Genomic DNA, 18,707 nt, shown 5'->3' on the forward strand with positions numbered 1-18,707 from the left:
TTTGGATTTACTTAAAATTTAAGTCTCAGGCCGGCAGAATAAATTCTGGATACAGGATATTGTCCGCCATCTAGTCCGACTCCGCCAACTTCGGGATCCATTCCGCTATATTTAGTGAATGTCAACAGGTTATCGCCGCTCAGATAAATGCGGAGATTCATGTTCTTTGGAAGCTTATTGAATGTATAACCGATCATTAAGTTTTTCAGGCGCACATAATTACCATTTTCAAGAAACCAGTCTGAATTTGTCTGGAAGTTCCGGTTAGGGTCATTCGCCCTGATTTTTGGTATATCCGAACCTGTGTTGGTTTCAGACCAGGCGTCAAGGATTTTATCCCAACGGTTGTATCCCTGCTCTGCTCCGTTAAGTGTGGACTGTTTGAATGCGTGAAAAAGTTTTACGCCACCTACACCCTGAAAGAAAATACTTGCATCAAAACCTTTCCAGGTAAGATTCGTAGTAAAACCATAGGTGATTTTAGGAAACGCATTACCCATATAAACACGGTCCAGATCGTCAATTTTACCATCACCATTTTCATCAACAAATTTAAGATCACCCGCTTTCGCATTTGGTTGAATTTGCGTACCCGTACTGCTAACGTATTCGGCAGCTGCCGCATCAGTTTGAAATATTCCGGCATTTTTAATAAGCCAGTAAGAATAGTAAGGCTGCCCGACTGTGGAACGGAAAGGTGTAAGAATTCCTCTCCATGCATCACCATGTGTCCAAAAGGAGGTTGGATTCGTATCAATATAATCAACACGATTTTTTAGCGTCGCAAAATTTCCGCCGATTTCGTATCCTAGCTCTCCGGCTTTGTCTTTCCATGAAGCCGATAATTCAAACCCGCTGTTTCGGATTTTTCCCTGATTGATTGAAGGTGCTTCGTAACCGAAAGTACTGGTCCATTCCACATCCTGCTGTTTGATCAGATCAAAGGTTAACTTGTTAAAATAATCAGCTGTGATTGTAAGTCTTTGTTTTAACAGACTAATATCCAAGCCAATATCCGTTTGCTGAGATGTTTCCCATGAAAGCTCGGGATTAAACCGGCTATTGATATACAAGGCAGGGGAATTAGGTGATGTATCTCCGATCTGGTATGTCTGATTGGAGGATAATGCCGGATATCCATAATATAACGGGACGGAATTAATATTTCCGATACGTCCCCAGCTTCCTCTGATTTTGAATAAATCTATACCGCTAATGTCAAAGAATGGCTCGGAACTAAGTTTCCAGGCTGCCGTTACGGCTGGAAACCCCTTTCCACGATACCCTTCGGCAAGTCGTCCGGCAATGTCATAACGATAACTTCCAGTTAAAAAATATCTGTCAGCCCAGCTGTATGAAAGACGTCCTACATAAGAAGCTGTTCTGTCTTTAGTTTCAGAATCCCATGGTTTGTTTTGATCGAAGATCGAAGCATTGATAAAGAATTGTGCCCAATCTGCTTCATTTTCAAAACCTCTTGCTGCTATACCAAAAGATCTCCCAAAGTTTTCCTGAGCTGTCATAGATGCCATAGCGCCAATGTTGTGCTTGCCTAAAACTTTGCTGTAATTGGCCGTATTTTCCCAGATCCAGTTATAACCTCGGCCGGTGGAATAATCCAGTGTATTTTGCCCGTCAGGTTTACCAGGTTCAGTTCTTCTTGGTGTGAAATTTTTTGCCAGATTACTGTTTTGTCTGAAGGTGAAACGAGTGACGTAAGTTAAGCCAGGAATAATATCAGAATAGGACAGTTCAGTAACCGACTGCATCTGACTGTTTTTATTAGTGGAAGTATTTCTGAGCAGTGACGCCAGCGGGTTAATTGCATCACCGTGAATACCCAGATACTGGGAATCACGCGGGCCAACTCCGCCAAAAGTTCCGTCATCATAATAAGCAGCAGCTGAACGTGGCATATAGATGGCCGAAAGAACAGTACCGCTGTAACCACTTTCTGTGGATGTTCCACGGTTATCACCATTATTATAAAATACATCCTGACGCAGCTTTATTTTGTCCGTGAATTTATAAACGGCATTGAAACGGAGGGAAATATTCTGTGAAAACGTATTGACCAGTGTTCCCTCTTCCTTTTCGTAACGCCCCTGCAAAAGTGTCGAGAATTTACCGGTACCAGCATTGATACTGATATTATGCCGCTGAACAACGCCTGTCCTGAAAATTTCATTGATCCAGTTTGTTCTTGTAACCTGGGCATATGGATTTTTGGTAATATCCCATCCATCAAGCGGAGACAAGCCTGCATTGGTATAAGCAAGGTTGGATACCTTTGCTTCGTCAGCAGCATTTAGTGACTGAGGAAGTCTCCATGCATTTTTAACACCAGTAAAACCGCTGTACTCAACACTTGGTTTTCCTTCGGTAGCCTGGCGGGTAGTGATCAGAATTACACCAGCTGACCCGGAAAATGCGCCGTAAATAGCTGCTGAGGCTGCATCTTTCAGTACTGTAATGGATTCGATGTCAGCGGGATTGTAGGGTGCATTAGGTACACCGTCAACAACATACAGGACACTTTCGTCTCCACGTGAGCCAACACCGCGAATTGTAACCTTTGGGCTGCTATTAGGATGCCCGCCATTATTTACCGCGGTAACACCAGCTACTTTCCCCTGGATCATAGCACCAACATTTAATACCGGCCGGTTTTTGATCTGAGCCATATCAGGCACTGTTGAAACAGCCGACGATAAATCTCCTTTTTTCATTGTGCCGTACCCGATTACCACAACTTCGTCCAAAGATTTGGTATCAACTGAGAGCTTAACATTAATCTGGGATTGGTTACCGGCAACAATTTCCTGAGCGATGTATCCAACGAAACTGAATATTAAAGTGGATTCAACTCCCGGAACATCAATCTCAAACATACCGTTTGCATCCGTAGAAGTCCCTTTTTGCGATCCTTTAATTACAACACTAACTCCCGGTAACGGCTCGTTGTTATCAGAACCAACTACTTTTCCTTTAATTGTTACTTCGGCCGGAAGTATAGCCTGATGCAGTTTTTCTTCTATTTCTGAGAAAACGGAAGAGCTGTTTTTTGCCCGCGCCAGTACAATTTGCTCATTGATTACCCGATAGCTGATACCTCTCGGAACCAAAAGATTATCCAGTACTTTAGATAATTTTTGTTTTTCCACATGCAGGTCGATCTTGTCCTGAAGTGAGATCCGGCTGCTGTATACGAATTTGATCTCCGTCTTTTCCTGAATTTGCGCCAAAGCTTCTTTTAAACTGAGATTATTGAAATTCAGCGTCATATCCCGGCTAAGGACCGACTGTGCTGAACTTTCCCCTGCATAGCTCATACTTGTCAGTAAAGCTGCGATAACACATTGAAACAACCCGATGCGCATAATTTTTAGCCAGTTGACCGGCTTGTTACGTACTGATTTTTCCATAATTTTGATTGTCTGATTATTTAGAACTGGTTGGACAATTTTCCCTTTGTCGTGGTGGTACACGATCTGGTTATTTCAAAAGGGAAATGTAAAGGCACGAAGAGTCGGAAGTGGTGGTACACCTTCGGCTCTTTTGCTTTGTCTCAGGGAGGCTGTGTACAAATTTTCATCGTTTTGAATTTAGGATAGTAGTTCATTTTAATTCTATTAACTTCTTACAAAAATTGCTGTCATTCACAGGATGGGCCGTTTAGTAAAATCGTTTTTCCTGACATGGTATATGTGGCGTCGAGCGAAGTACAAAGCATTTCCAGGATAGCCGGAAGAGATTGCTGTTCAAAATCCGCAGTAAGCCTGCACGCCGACATGTCCGGATTGATCAGGCGAATGTGTGAATCGAAGCGGGAATTCAGCATTTCTGCAACCTGATGAAGCGGGGTGCCTTCAAAGACAATCGTCAGCGGTTCATAAATTTCCTTTTTCGTTTGAACCGGCATCTGATTTAAAGTCAGTCGTTTGGCTTCTGTTTCAAAAAATGCCTGTTCCTTTGGTTTTAAAATAACCAGTTGAGACACATCTTTCTGACCAGGCGTTGTGACTTCTACACTTCCTGTTACAACTGAAATCTCAAATATTTTCTGTTTTTCAGGTGCTTTTACATTGAAACTCGTACCCAGAACCTTCACCGTCATATCTCCGCTTTGAATCGTGAACGGACGCGTTTTATCCGGTTTTACATTAAAAAAACCTTCACCCCGGAATGTTACAGCACGTTTGTCGGTATCAAATTTGCCTGGATAGTTGATAGCAGCATTTGCGTGCATCCAAACCTGGCTTCCATCGGGTAGCGTATGTAAAACGATACGGGATTCATTATTTACAAAGTGGATAAATCCGGCTGATTTTTTTGGTGAAGTTATTTTGGTGCTTATTTCAACAGGATTCTGAGCATACCAATAAGCGAAATAAATGCCTGCTGCCAAAATGAAAGACGCCGCTATTCCGGCCAGCCATCTGAAATTTAAATTTACAGCCGGGCGTTCTTTACGGATCAATACGCGATCCTGAATTTGCTGGAAAGTTTCTTTTTGCAAACGGATTTGTTCCGGTTCGGCTAGTGTATTCAGATAATCTGTGTTACCCCTTAAACTGGCATACCATGCTTCCACCTTGCGCTTTTTCTTCTTCCGAACAGGTTTCGTTAAGATATTTTTCCAATAAAAGTGGTGAAATATAATTTTGCTGCATTTGCTTAGGGATGTTAACAATCCTAAGGTCGCATGGGAAGAAGGTAACCCTTAGTTCTTCTTTAAAAATTTATTAAAAAAGATACAGAAAAATGATGGAGTAGGCGAGATGCTCTTTTAGATACTCCCTTAATACACGTAATGCTTTGGTAATATGCTGTTCAACAGTCTTTTCTGAAATATTCAGTTGTGCAGCTATTTCTTTATTGGCCAGCCCTTTCCGGCTTAGTACAAAAACTTCGTGGCATTTGGGCGGCAAGAGATGAAGGCCTTCTTCATATCTGTTTTGAAGATCAGAAATGAGGGTTTGCTGATCGGTCGTGTTGTCGGAATTGGAAGAAGTGTGTTGGATTTCCCACTGATTATAATGATGGTTGCGGGTAAACTCTTTGCGGTAAAACGAAATGATTGATTTTTTTACAGCTGAAAAAAGATAGGGCCTGCAAACCTCGATATTGCTTTTGTGGCGCTGCTGCCATATACTTACAAATAATTCCTGGACAATTTCCTGAGCTGCGAACTGGTCGTTTACCTTGCTGAACGTGTAATTGAAGAGAAGTTTGAAGTAACGTTTATATAATTCGCCAAATGCATGTGTATCATCCTGATTGGAGATCAGAGCCAGGATATCTTCATCAGAACGGGTTAAGTATAATTGGCTCATAGGTGATAAAGCCTTGTTTCATAATAGAGTGAACAGAACTTTTACAAAAGTGAAATTTATTTTCTTATCAGGCAGTCATTTATGGATTAAGTAATCCTGTTATCTTTTCATTTTTGTTAACAATGCATTAATATGGTTAACATTTTTTTGCCTGAATAATTATTTCCTTCATGCGAACCACCTGCAAGTTGTCCCATTGGGACGTTTCGAGGATAGCAATAAAATGAAGTATGAACAAAAAACTCGTTCCGTAGGAACGTTTGGTGTAAATTCAGGTAATTAAAATTTAACTATCCAAACTATATTCGGTATAAAAAAATGATTCCATATTAAATTTCTCATTCATCGGTTTTAACCCATGAAAGCTACGGTTTCAGTTAATATAAACCAATTTTAAGCATATCAATTAATGACAAAAGAGAATTTATATTTTCTGGCTATTATTCCTCCTGCATTAATTTGTGAAGAGATAATTTCAATTCAGCAGTACATTGCCACGAGATTTCAAAGCGGTGCTGCACTGAAAGTAATCCCGCATATTACGTTGAAAGCTCCTTTCAGATTTCTATCAGATCAACATGAAAATGTAATTCAATGGTTTGATCAAATGTCAATAAATGTGGTTCCGTTCAGTCTTGAACTCAAAGGCTTTGCTGCCTTTGAAAATCCGAAACAACCTGTGATTTACGTAAAACCAAATTTTAACCCGCCATTATTTGATTTACAAAAACAAATCAGCCACAATTTTAATACAGCTTTCCCTGACCTTGCGCTTAAAAATACTGAGTTGCCTTTTAAGCCGCATCTCACTATAGCGTACCGCGATTTAAAACCACAGTTTTTTGAAGAAGCCCGGAAGGAATTTCAGACCAAAAATTATGAAGCAACATTTTTGATAACAGATTTTAGACTAATGCAGCATGATGGTAAACATTGGGATAGTATTCGTTCTTACCAAATGCAATTATGATAATTAACGTATTTTTGAATTGGTAAATAAGTCCCGGCTAAATTCAGGATAAATTATACTCTCATCAATCTGTTTAAATTCATGAATAGTTACCCCGATGCTTCCCCAATACTTCTGGCCATTGATTGTATCATTTTTGGGTTTGATGGGAAGGATATTAAATTGCTTCTCGTCAAACGAAATTTTGAGCCCGAAAAAGGAAATTGGTCATTAATGGGTGGCTTTTTAAAAACGTCTGAAAATCTTGAAGACGGCGCCGCAAGGATACTTTATAATCTGACTGGCCTGAAAGACATCTATGTAGAACAGTTGAGTGTGTATGGAAATATCGATCGGGATCCTGTTGCAAGAACGGTTTCAGTTGTATTTTTTGCTTTAATTAATATTGACGATCATGATGTAGAAGCTGTTCGTTCCCATAACGCATTCTGGATCAGCCTGGATAGCCGCCCTTCCCTGATTTTTGATCATAACGATATGGTAATCCGTGCCATTGACCATTTACGATATAAAGCCGCATTACATCCGATTGGTTTTGAGTTATTGCCGGAACTTTTCACGATTCCTCAGCTGCAAAAATTGTATGAAGCCATTTACGACACACCGATTGACCGCAGGAATTTTAGCCGCAAATTGTTATCAACCGGTTTATTGATTGATACCGGAATCAAAAACAGCCACTCTGCTACCAAAAAGGCAGCTTTATATAAACTTGATGTTGTAAAGTATAAAGAGAAATTTAATTCATTCTGGAATTTCATGCCCGATTCTATGGAAAACCGGCTAAGGGAATAACCAGTGGCGGAAAGTCATTCAGAATAAGAAAAGGAAAAATATTTAAAAAAGTCTGTTTTTTTAAATGTGTCAAATAAACACTATTAATACATTTGTTTATATTTGTCCATTGATTAGTTAAATTTGATTTTCGGCTTTTCATCGTTCTAAAATTCAGGATATGCAGGAAAATTATGTAATTGGGATTGACTTCGGTACAGATTCTGTTCGGGCACTGGTTGTAAATGCCCACACCGGTGAGCAGGCTGGTACGGCCGTTCAGGAATATAGTCGGTGGAAAGCAGGGAAGTACTGCGATGCGGCCACGTCACAATTCCGGCAGCATCCGCTGGATTATCTGGAAGGTCTGGAAGCGGCAGTTTTACAGGCATTGTCGGAAGCGCCGGAACATGTCAGAAAACAGATCCGTGGCATTGCTGTGGACACAACAGGTTCCACGCTGGTTGCAGTGAATCGTGACGGAACTCCATTGTCCTTACTGCCTGGTTTTGAAGAAAATCCTAACGGGATGTTCATTTTATGGAAAGATCATACGGCCAATGCAGAAGCCGAGGAAATCAATACATTAGCTCACAGCTGGTCCGTGGATTACACCAGGTATGTGGGTGGGATTTATTCTTCCGAATGGTTTTGGTCCAAGATCCTTCGCACTTTAAGGGTTGATGAAGAGATCAGGGAAAATGCATTTTCATGGGTGGAGCACTGTGACTGGATTTCCGCTGAACTGACAGGTATTACAGATCCGCTGACCATGAAGCGTTCAAGGTGTGCGGCAGGCCATAAAGCATTGTGGCATCCGGAATTTGAAGGGTTGCCGTCTAATGCTTTTTTTACCAAACTTGATCCATTGCTGGATGGACTTCGCGACAGGCTTTTTACTGAAACGGAAACTTCTGATAAACCGATGGGTGCCATTTCAAAAAAATGGGCAGAAAAATTAGGTATCCCAACCGATGTAATAATTGGTGTAGGTGCTTTTGATGCGCATATGGGTGCGGTAGGTGCTTTGATTGAACCATATTCATTATGCAAAGTTATAGGAACCTCTACCTGCGATATGCTGGTTGCGCCAAATGACGAAGTCGGGCATTTACTGATTAAAGGTATTTGTGGCCAGGTTGATGGCTCGGTAGTCCCCGGTATGCTTGGGATGGAAGCCGGGCAATCTGCTTTTGGAGATATTTATGCATGGTTTGCCAAATTGATAACAGCACCGGTAAAGTCGTTACTCGGAGACGAAGCGGCAAAGGTTTTATCCCAAAAATTACTTCCGTACCTGGCTCAGCAAGCCTCACTTTTGCCGGTTACAGATGATGACATTATTGCTATTGACTGGCACAACGGCCGGCGTACGCCTGATGCAAAACATACACTGAAAGGTGGAATCCTCGGTTTAAACCTGGCCAGCGACAGTGTCAAAATCTTTAAATCACTGGTGGAGGCCACTGCTTTTGGATCAAAAAGTATTGTAGAACGATTCAGAAATGAAGGCGTTGAGATCCATGAAGTGATTGCCATAGGAGGGGTTGCCAAAAAATCTCCGTTTGTCATGCAGACACTCGCCGATATTCTGAATATGCCTATTAAAGTAGCTGCATCAGAACAGGCGTGCGCATTAGGCGCGGCTATGTTTGCATCAGTAGCATCTGGGGTTCATGAATCTTTGCAGGATGCACAGCAAGCGATGAGCTCTGGTTTTGATACTGTTTATCAGCCACGTCCTGAGGTAGTGGTGATTTATCAAAAATTATATCAGAAATATGTACAATCGGGTGCGTTTATCGAGCATGAATTTTTAGCAAAAGTATAAAATCATCACTCCTTTCACATCAGTCATAATTATAACAAATGCTTGATTTAAAACAATTTGAAGTTTGGTTTATAACGGGTAGCCAGCATCTGTACGGAGAAGAAACGCTCCGTCTGGTTGATGAACATTCCCAAATTATCAGTACCTATTTCGATCAGTCGCCTAAAATTCCGGTTAGGGTTGTATTTAAGCCCGTTGTAAAATCACCGGAAGAAATTTATAATATTATTCAGAAAGCCAATGCTGCTAAAAACTGTATTGGAATTGTGGCCTGGATGCATACTTTTTCTCCTTCCAAAATGTGGATCCGGGGATTACAGATCCTGCAAAAACCATTGCTGCATTTACATACACAATATAACCGCGATATTCCCTGGGCGGATATTGATATGGATTTTATGAACCTGAACCAGTCAGCACATGGCGACCGCGAATTCGGGTTTATAATGACCAGAATGCGCTTAAACCGTAAGGTGATTGTAGGGCATTGGCAACAGGATCATATTCTGAATTCCCTCGCTGAATGGTGTCGTGTTGCTGCTGCAAAGCATGACCTGAACGGAGGAAAAATTGCACGTTTCGGAGATAATATGCGGCAGGTAGCCGTTACCGATGGAGATAAAGTAGCCGCAGAAATGACGTTCGGTTTCTCTGTAAATACGCATCCGGTTGGCGATCTGGTCGGGGTCATTAACAGTGTTTCGGATGCTGATATTAATCTGCTGACTGAGGAATATGAATCTGCCTACAAACTTGCGGAAGTGCTCAGAAAAGGTAAAGACAAACACGCTTCACTTCGGGATGCAGCCCGGATTGAGCTGGGTATAAAACAGTTTTTGCAAGAAGGGAATTTCAAGGCATATACCAATACCTTTGAAGATCTGCATGGGATGAAACAGCTTCCGGGTATTGCTTCTCAAAGACTTATGGCCGCAGGTTATGGTTATGGCGGGGAAGGCGACTGGAAAACTTCTGCCATGGTGCGTGCCCTGAAAGTTATGGGAAGCGGTTTGCCTGGCGGGAATTCATTTATGGAAGATTACACCTATCATTTTAATCCGGATAATAATCTTGTTCTGGGTTCGCATATGCTGGAAATTTGCCCGAGTATCGCTTCCGGGCAACCTTCCTGTGAAATTCATCCGCTGGGAATAGGAGGGAAGGAAGATCCGGTTCGTTTGGTATTTAATGCCGCAGCCGGGCCGGCAATCAATGTATCTTTAATTGATATGGGAAATCGTTTCCGGTTATTGGTAAATGAAGTAGAAGCTGTGGAAGCAAAAGATGAACTGCCTAAATTACCGGTTGCAAGAGTGCTCTGGAGACCTGCTCCGGATTTACAAACAGCCTGTGCCGCATGGATCTATGCAGGCGGTGCCCATCATACCGTTTATAGTCAGAATTTAACCTCGGATTATATCGAAACTTTTGCAGAAATGTTTGGGGTAGAACTGGTTGTGATCGATAAAAATACACAATTGCGACAATTGAAAAATGAACTGAGGTGGAGCGAAGCGTATTATAAATGATGAGTTTGGGGCGAAGTGTTAAGAGTTTAAAGTCCAATGTTCAGAGTGAAGATTTAAACCGATGCTACGCGTTTCCGAGTTAGTTATCAACTACCCAGAAAGGTTTCCATAACTCAACACCGGGCAACGCCCGGTGGTTAAACCAAAACCAAAAAATGTCTAAATATCAATATCTTAAAGAACTGGTCTATGAGGCCAATATGGAGATACCAAAGGAAGAGCTTGCAATTGTTACTTTTGGAAATGTAAGTGGGATAGACCGTAATGCCGGTATAATAGCTATAAAGCCAAGCGGAGTTCCTTATCACAGGCTTCGTGTTGAGGATATTGTTATTGTTGATATGGATAACGTTCTGGTTGAAGGAAACATGCGGCCATCTTCTGATACCAAAACACATACGTTACTGTATAAAAACTTTCCTTTCATTGGTGGAGTTTGCCACACACATTCCACTTATGCAGTTGCCTGGGCACAAGCTATCCGGCCTATTCCCAATTTCGGTACCACACATGCTGATCATTTAACATCTTCAATACCCGTTACAGACGTCATGTCGGATGCTATGATTGAAGGGGACTATGAACTGGAAACGGGGAATCAGATATTGGATATTTTCAAGAAAAATTCTTTGAGTCCCGAAGAAGTAGAGATGGTTCTGGTTGCTTGCCATGGCCCTTTCACCTGGGGTTGTGATCCGGCTAAGGCAGTATATAATTCGGTAGTGTTAGAAGAAATTGCCAGAATGGCTTTCCTCACGTTACAAATCAACCCTGAAACCTCACCTATTAAGAACAGCCTTATAGCCAAGCACTACTTTCGTAAGCACGGAAAAGATGCATATTACGGACAGGGCTGCTAATCAGCTGTTTTTGACGCGTTTACTGGCGATGTTTCTCATTTGTTGTAAAGCCTCCTGACGTGACATTCGCGTCTCGTTAGACTTTGCTTCGCTGATAGCATCTTTGGAAAAACGTCCTTTCAAAAAACTAAATATTGCTAATATCATAATCTGATCAGGACAACGGTTTGTTATAATGAAGTCCTTTAAAAAACGAATGCTTTACTGAATTATTAGAGATCAGTAAAGCATCCGGTAAAAATTAAACTTGTTCACTTCGTTTTAACTTGGATCCGGGAATAAACTCATCCTTGATCCATCTCACAAAATTGTGGGAATTTGTCTTATAAATTTCGGCGGATAAAGGTTTAATGCCGCTGTCATCTACTTCTTTGACGTACTCAGCGTGCAATTTGAGAATTTCAGATAGGGTCCTGTTGTCAGTTTTCATTGGGCGTTGAGATATGGGTAGTTGGGATCGTACGTTTACATAATGTGTGCCTGATTAGTGTAATTAATAAACTAAGCTAAAAAAGTTATATTACTAATGCAAATTATTACAATAAATTCGAAAAAATTGTAAAAAATTTAAAAAAAATAATGTATGGCTAAATCGTAGTTATTGTAATTTGCCCCAAATTGGGAATCGCACTAGTTTTAGTATAGATACAAATTTGTCAGAGTACCAGCTTTTGTTTTAAAACATCAACTTCAAGTGGTTTTGGAAGCAGGTCTATAATATGCAGACTTGCTCTTGCTTTCTCAATATCTCTGGTATCAATGGTTGAGGAAAGCATAAAAATTTTGATCTTGTCTTTAATCTTTTCAGAGATATCGGCAAACTCATCAATAAATTCAAACCCGTTCATATCGGGCATTTGCAGGTCAAGCAAAATTACCGTTTCCGGCAGTGCATTGCCTTCACTGATAATATATTTTAATGCTTTCTGAGCAGAATTAAATGTTATGACGGTATTTGCTATCCCGCTTTTGATAAGTAGCTTTTCATATATAAATAAATCAAATGCGCTGTCATCAATTAAAATGATATCAATAAGTATCATAATTTTTTATTTATCGATAGAAGGAATGCTAATTTCAAAAATACTTCCTTCTCCGAATCGGGAAGATATTTTTATTTCTCCACCAAGCTTGGTAATGGCTTCATGCACAATATACAGGCCTATTCCCGAACCACTGTTTGTTGCTCCGGCACGATAGAACATTCTGAATATTTTATCCTGATCTATTTCCCTTATTCCCGTGCCATTATCTTCCACGGTGATGATGGCCCCGGTAGAAGATGCATCTACTTTTAAATTTATAAATGGATTTTCTTTCGATGTATCCTGAAACTTTACAGCATTGTTAATAAGATTGTTAAAAATGATTCTCAGTTTCATGGCATCAGATTGAAAAAATCCTGTCTGATTTATCTCAGTCGTGATTTTTAAATTACCATATTCTGGTAAATACTGTATTGTTGCCTGCACTTCGGTTATCAGTTCTTCAAAATCAATGTTGGATACGACTGAAACACCTCTTGCATTTTTATAATAATCAATAATATTAATTATAAATGTATCCAGTTTTTTTACAGATTTCCGTATCAGTTCAAGATATTCATTTTGAGATAGAATATCATCTTCCAGCAAGGCCAGGTTTACGATTCCAAGGATAGACATTAAGGGTGCCCGGAGATCATGTGACGCACTGTATACAAATTTATCCAGTTCTTCATTCGCCTTTTGAAGGTCGATATTACGCTGCTTTAAATCTTCTCTTGTCTGGTATATTTCATAAGCATGTGTAATTGCATTTTCCACATATTCGTAATCCCAGGGCTTATCAATAAACCTAAACACCTCCCCTTTGTTAATAGCATCGATAGCAGCACTGATATCTGTGTGTCCGGTTATTAATATTCTGATGACGTCAGGATATTGGTCTCTGATCTTCTCGAAAAACTGTACCCCGTCATCACGGGCATACGCTGATCTGCCAGCACAATATTGAAATCTTTGTTGTTCATAAGCTCCTCAGCTTCTGTTACCGAAGTAGTTGTTGTAATATCGTACTGCCTGCGGAAAGTTGCTTTGAAAGACTGAAGGTTATGATCTTCATCGTCTATGTAAAGGATACGTATCGGTTTATCACTCATGGAAAGTTAGATTCTTTTTTTAATATAGGAAGAGTAATTTCAAATTCTGTTCCTTCTCCCACTTCAGAATTTACTGCAATATGGCCATTGTGGGCTTCAATAATCTTAAAAACGATTGATAAACCTAAACCGGTCCCATCGCCAACCTGCTTTGTGGTGAAAAAAGGTTCGAAGATTTTAGCTTTGACCTCTGGTGTCATTCCCGAACCGTTGTCCTTAATAGAGATACAAATGTGGTCAGGATCTTTAAGCCAGGTCTTGACCCAGATAAAGGGTGGTTTACCTTCTTCGTTTTTTTGAGTAATGTATATAGAATTGGTAAGAATATTCATAAAAACCTGATTCAATTTACCACCAAAGCCTTCAATATTCGGAATATTCCCCAAATCCTTAAATAATTGGATTGAAGTACCCATCTGATAGTTCAAAATGACCAGGGTAGATTCAATTCCTTCATTAATATTGACCATGTTCAGGTCAGAATCGTCTACTCTGGCAAACATTTTTAATCCTTTTACTATTTCAACCGTCCGGTGTGCGCCATCTTCCATACCATTCAACAGCACGCCCAGCTCAGTTTTAATATAATCCAGATCCAGGTCATTTTTTAATTCTTCAATTTCCTTTAATTTGTTATCCAGCACTTCTCCCTGGTCAGTACTGTGCAGGTCACTGTACGAATCAAGGATTTGTATAAGGTCTGCAATATCCCTTCTTAAAGGACGGATATTAGAGCTCACAAAATTGATAGGATTATTGATTTCGTGTGCAATCCCGGCAGTTAGCTGTCCGAGTGAAGCCATTTTTTCGGCATCAATTAATTGTGTTTGCGTATCTTTTAGCTGGGTAAGAGTATCTGTCAGTTCAGTATTGGTCTGCCGTAATTCGCGTGTCCTTTCCAGCACATTCCTTTCCAAAACTACATTTTGTTCGGTTATTATTTTTTCATTTTCAAGAGATACACGAAGCGCCTGTTCCTGAGATATTTCTTTTTCCTTTTTAAGGACATTTATTTTATCAGCCAGGGCAAAAGACAGTAGTATCACCTCTATTGCAGTACCTGCCTGCATGGTATAATTGGTAAAAAAATTATAGGGCAATATGTCCAGATTCCGGAGTACAAACATGGCAAGCCCAACAAAGAATATTGACCAGGCAATCAGGAAGAATTTAGCAGGACGGTAATTCTGATAAGATAGTACAGCCGATACCGAAATGGCCATTACAATAGAGCCAACACCGGACAGGTTTGTGAGTGTATAACTTAATGATGCATTACCGTTCAGCTGAAAAACTAAGGCGAGCACATAAGTAACCAGGATCACATAAAGCCCTTTGTTAAATAGCGGCATTCTCTCTCTGGTATTGAGAAAGTTCATAAAGAAAACTATACCAAAAATACCCGAAAGGGTAGAGAACAGCGAAGTGGCTATGGAATTGAAATAGGGTTGGTTAGGCCATAATATTTTAAAGGAATAACCTGTTAGTGTAGTTTGTGCCAATCCGATAAAAAGGATGTACATCACGTAATATAAATAACTGTTTTCCCTGATAGAAAAGTAGAGAAACAGATTATATAAAAACATAACGGCAAGGATCCCTATATAAATGCCGATCAGTATTTCACCTGTGAGCGCCGATTTAAAAAAGCTATCCTGGTTTCTTATGATGAGAGGCAGTACTATTTGCGTGTTTTCCCTGATCCTGAGGAAGTAAGTCTTACTTTCACCTTTGGGTATAGTCAATTTAAAAACTACATTCTGGTGCTCGGTTTTTCTTTTGTAGAAAGAGTCATTTTCCAGGATTTTCTGATGTGTTACACCGGAAGGTTCCATAGTAAACAATTCGCCTGAATGAATCATCGGATAGCCAAGTTCAAGAAAAAGGTCTTTATCCGAAGTATAATTTTTGACTGTAAATTTAATCCACCATGACGAATTGCTTAGTCCGAAATTGGGAGTTTCATCCTTACTTCTTGTGAAATTTACATACTTTAACTTATCAATACTGTATGAACTGCTGGTATCTTCTGCAATTTCAATATACTTTCCAATGATGAGGTCTTTACCTTTAAATGGTATTTCTTCACCTTTTGAGTGAAAAGGAATGATAAGAAATAAAAACAGGATTACATTTCGGGTAAACGAGTCCGGCCACTTAAATTTTAGTATCATATATAATTTCAAGTTCGCCTTTTGGGCCCCTTTCAACTGCCATTTGATTGGGATTATGTCGTAAATTCAATATTCGTTCTCTTTCTTCCTGTGTTGCGTTGGGCAAATTTACAACGTCTGTGATAATTAATGCTGTTGCAATCAAACCTTCTTTGGGATAATAAAAAGTTCCGTTATTTCCCAGGTCCCTCAGAATTTCAAATCCTACTCTCAGGCTGTTTCTCAAAGTGGCCGGAGAACACAGTCCGAGCAGGTTCGTTACGCCTACATTGGCGGCGATGGCTATAGCTGATCCGTCCCAGAAAAATACTGCCGATACCATATCCTGCCACCTCTTTTGAATTAAATAAACCGCAAAATTCTGCTATCTGATGATCTCCGATAGCATCCATGTAGGAATAAATGTTTTTATCGATTTTTGCAATTGCATCTTCCATTGGCATTTTCAGATTTGCAGAGCGTATCTGGACTCTTGTGCCGCCAAAGATCCTGTCTCCGTCTTCGGATTCCACAATAACCACATAGGTGTTCTCGTCATGTAGCCAGTTGTGGTTCGCTGATGTAACTCTTTTGACGCCATAAGACTCTAGTACTTTTAAATGTCCATCAATGTATCGCAAACTTGTTTCAATATCATCGGGGGACTTATAAGCTCTGATTTTCGCTACCATTATATTTCGTTATTTACCATCAACAAAATTTCATTTAATGGCAGGCGTTTGGTTTGAATGGCAGTTTTTTCAGCTTTTGAAATTTTAAATAAAAAAGTTTTAGATAAATTTTCATCGAAGGTAGTAATACTTCTAAATTTTTCCTCCAAACCAATAAGTTTCTCTACTTCGTCTTCTTCCAGTCCTGTTGCTGAGTTCAGACGTGAAAATAAAAATATTGGAGAAAGTAATGGTTGCAAGCTCAGGCCTAATTGTTCTGCACGAAGCCATAGCCGCTGTATGGACCTTCCTGATAGAAAAAAGTTTTCCGGTGTTGACCCAGGCAAGGTTAAAATGCCAAGGCATGAAGCGCTGCCAACTGAGTGACCTGTGCTTTCTACCAGCATATTTCCACCTCCAATTTTCCGGAGTGCATCTGCAACTTTTTTATCCTTGATGAGAGATAATGCAGTAAGTTGAACGGGGACGTTACCGAGTGACTGAATACTAATTCCGTCATTAGAGTTTGCAATGTGTTCCGGTGTCCACCTTGTATTTCTTTCAAAGAAATCATGATGCCCCTGCGTATTCAGCATCATCATCAGGTCGCATTCGCCAATTATTCGTCCGGATTCAAGTATTTGATCCCGGTCTGTCATATAATGCAGTTTTGCCCCGTCAATACTTTCGGCAGCACTTTGTAATAAAGTATAATCTGAATCTTTAAGTAAAGTAGGCGGAGCTGTTGTGCGGTTGGTGGATCGGGAATTAATGAAGCCAGCCAGTTCCGGCGCAAATACGGTTTCGGCATCGCCGTTTTTTTCTTCTGTAAACTCGGTTACCACTAAAAGCCCAGATTCCAAACCTAACGGAAAAAACCGGCTATTAAGGCTAAATCCAAGTTCTTTACTTTTTAATACAACATTTTCATAAGCGGCACCTAGTGCAAGGTAAGCTGCCATATTGTTATAATTTGCAAAAGAGCGGGATCGGAAAGTATCGTGAAATAAATGAAGCCGGCCATTTTTGAAAAGCCACTTCCAGGGTTGGTCGTTTCCTGACGAAGGTGCACGGCTGCCGGCCTCTACAATTTGCCTGATGTATTCTTCCGATGGAGTAAAGGAAATTTTATGTGCAGGTAGTAACGAATTTGCTAATTGGATTGCCTCATTAAAATTGAAGGCTAAATCTATTGAAGAATCCGTTGATCCGTTTATGTCGGCGGGCTTGTTTTTTATAATTTCTTCCAGATCAACGTAATACCGGCCTGAGTCTGTAAACTGCTTAAGAAGTATCCTGCGGCAAACATCTGTAACCACACCTCCGCCCAATGTAACTGCACTTGCAAGTTGTGGCCATGTGCTTATTGTTTGTCCCACTTCGAGTAGTGATGTCCTGCCTCGCAACGAACCGTTCATAGCATCCACAATTTTCAGCGTAAGGGGAAGTCGATCCTGTGGTTGAATGTTTTTTAGCCTTTCTTGTGGAATACCATTTAAAAATCCGTGTAAAATGGGTCGATTGTTATCCAGATCAAACCTTTCAACATCCAGCATTCCGCGATCACTGGTTTCCATTACAACCGGAATGTGTAATTTTTTGGCCATTTCCCTACACGAAATCTTGACTTCCAGATCATCACATTCGTCAATAAGAATGTCCAGTTTACCACCTTCTGTCAGAAAACTTTCAATATTACTATCATTTATACCTTCCTGGAAGCACTCGATTTCCAGAAAAGGATCAATTTCAGCAATTTCTCTCGCTGTCACGATGGATTTATTTAAGCCTATCTGGTGCAAACCTGTTTTGAGGCGGTTCAGGTTACTAAGTTCAATGGTATCAAAATCAGCGAGTTTGAGTTTTCCGCAAATGCGCTCGGTTGCGATGCTGACGGCAACTGCATGCCCTACTGAAAGCCCGATAATTCCTATCGTTTTGCCTGATAAATTCTGTTGCTCCTGAGGGGAAATTTTATAATGATTTCTGCTGGTTCTGAGTTTGACAAATTCATTTTTGTCCAGTATATGCAGGAGCCGGTTTGACCACGGGTAATAAATCCAGGTTCCTTCTGTTTCCGGATCATGGTCTTTTCTCCAGTCATCAAATAATTGATCAAGATGTTCTGCGGAAAGCCGTGCTCTTGGGTTTTGAATTTTTAAATAATTCTTTTTTTGTGATGAAAACAAATCCAAAACAATAACATCCGGGTGATCGCTTATTATGTTTTTAAAATTTTGATTTTCAGCATTCTGCACTTTTTTTAATATGACTGGCAGAAATATGTTATCGGTCTTTTGGTTTTGGTACATTTTTAAGAATTTGTTGTGGGTATCTCATGTCCAATTAGTGCTATGATTAAAAAAATTTATCTTGTAACTTTACGTTTAACTAATTCCCTAAGGTAATAACATATTTTTCAGGGAAGGGAAGAAAGTAAGAT

General features: G+C 40.1%; 14 protein-coding genes. 5 read left to right on the forward strand and 9 right to left on the reverse strand.

Translation table 11 applies throughout. The features are described 5' to 3' along the window. Positions 1-11: 11 nt before the first annotated feature. From KZC02_RS23665 to KZC02_RS23675, 3 genes are all read right to left on the reverse strand, one after another. Positions 12-3,425, reverse strand: a complete 3,414-nt coding sequence (locus KZC02_RS23665) for a TonB-dependent receptor (protein ID WP_229253753.1) — start codon at positions 3,423-3,425, stop codon at positions 12-14. A 230-nt stretch (positions 3,426-3,655) separates the two neighbouring features. After that, entirely contained in the window at positions 3,656-4,594 is a 939-nt protein-coding gene (locus KZC02_RS23670) for a FecR family protein (protein WP_221390933.1), read from the reverse strand. A gap of 151 nt (positions 4,595-4,745) precedes the next feature. Continuing rightward, positions 4,746-5,336 carry an RNA polymerase sigma-70 factor gene (locus KZC02_RS23675; protein ID WP_221390934.1) on the reverse strand — a complete coding sequence of 197 codons (591 nt, stop codon included), beginning with the start codon at positions 5,334-5,336 and terminating at the stop codon, positions 4,746-4,748. Positions 5,337-5,745: 409 nt separating this feature from the next. Here KZC02_RS23675 and KZC02_RS23680 point away from each other — a divergent pair, with 409 nt between their 5' ends. The 5 genes from KZC02_RS23680 (at position 5,746) to KZC02_RS23700 (ending at position 11,300) form a co-directional block, all read left to right on the forward strand. Further along, entirely contained in the window at positions 5,746-6,306 is a 561-nt protein-coding gene (locus KZC02_RS23680; protein ID WP_221390935.1) for a 2'-5' RNA ligase family protein, read from the forward strand. Between the two features lie 81 nt (positions 6,307-6,387). After that, the gene (locus KZC02_RS23685) at positions 6,388-7,101 is read left to right on the forward strand and encodes an NrtR DNA-binding winged helix domain-containing protein (RefSeq protein ID WP_221390936.1); all 714 of its coding nucleotides are present in this window, start codon (positions 6,388-6,390) and stop codon (positions 7,099-7,101) included. A gap of 160 nt (positions 7,102-7,261) precedes the next feature. Further along, positions 7,262-8,911 carry a ribulokinase gene (locus tag KZC02_RS23690; RefSeq protein ID WP_221390937.1) on the forward strand — a complete coding sequence of 550 codons (1,650 nt, stop codon included), beginning with the start codon at positions 7,262-7,264 and terminating at the stop codon, positions 8,909-8,911. Between the two features lie 38 nt (positions 8,912-8,949). Next, a complete protein-coding gene (gene araA, locus KZC02_RS23695) occupies positions 8,950-10,440 on the forward strand; it encodes an L-arabinose isomerase (RefSeq protein WP_221390938.1) in 1,491 nt (496 codons plus the stop codon). A gap of 155 nt (positions 10,441-10,595) precedes the next feature. After that, positions 10,596-11,300 carry an L-ribulose-5-phosphate 4-epimerase gene (locus KZC02_RS23700; protein ID WP_221390939.1) on the forward strand — a complete coding sequence of 235 codons (705 nt, stop codon included), beginning with the start codon at positions 10,596-10,598 and terminating at the stop codon, positions 11,298-11,300. A 656-nt stretch (positions 11,301-11,956) separates the two neighbouring features. Here the strand turns inward: KZC02_RS23700 and KZC02_RS23705 are convergent. The 6 genes from KZC02_RS23705 to KZC02_RS23725 form a co-directional block, all read right to left on the reverse strand. After that, positions 11,957-12,343 (reverse strand): response regulator, encoded by a 387-nt coding sequence (locus KZC02_RS23705; RefSeq protein ID WP_229253754.1) that lies wholly within the window; start codon positions 12,341-12,343, stop codon positions 11,957-11,959. A gap of 6 nt (positions 12,344-12,349) precedes the next feature. Next, positions 12,350-13,144, reverse strand: coding sequence for a sensor histidine kinase KdpD (locus tag KZC02_RS23710; protein WP_229253755.1), 795 nt, complete (start codon positions 13,142-13,144; stop codon positions 12,350-12,352). A gap of 53 nt (positions 13,145-13,197) precedes the next feature. Beyond that, positions 13,198-13,440 carry a response regulator gene (locus tag KZC02_RS32090; RefSeq protein ID WP_229253756.1) on the reverse strand — a complete coding sequence of 81 codons (243 nt, stop codon included), beginning with the start codon at positions 13,438-13,440 and terminating at the stop codon, positions 13,198-13,200. Further along, entirely contained in the window at positions 13,437-15,614 is a 2,178-nt protein-coding gene (locus KZC02_RS23715; RefSeq protein WP_221390940.1) for a 7TM diverse intracellular signaling domain-containing protein, read from the reverse strand. The genes KZC02_RS32090 and KZC02_RS23715 overlap by 4 nt, the downstream gene beginning before the upstream one ends. After that, positions 15,598-15,936: a hypothetical protein gene (locus tag KZC02_RS32095; protein WP_229253757.1), complete on the reverse strand. Its 339-nt coding sequence runs from the start codon at positions 15,934-15,936 to the stop codon at positions 15,598-15,600. The genes KZC02_RS23715 and KZC02_RS32095 overlap by 17 nt, the downstream gene beginning before the upstream one ends. Positions 15,937-16,284: 348 nt before the next feature. After that, on the reverse strand, positions 16,285-18,576 hold the full coding sequence (locus tag KZC02_RS23725; RefSeq protein ID WP_221390941.1) for an Rv1355c family protein: 2,292 nt from the start codon (positions 18,574-18,576) through the stop codon (positions 16,285-16,287). Between the last annotated feature and the right edge of the window lie 131 nt (positions 18,577-18,707).

It is taken from the genome of Dyadobacter sp. NIV53 (genome assembly GCF_019711195.1).
In the GTDB taxonomy this organism is placed as follows: Bacteria; Bacteroidota; Bacteroidia; order Cytophagales; family Spirosomataceae; genus Dyadobacter.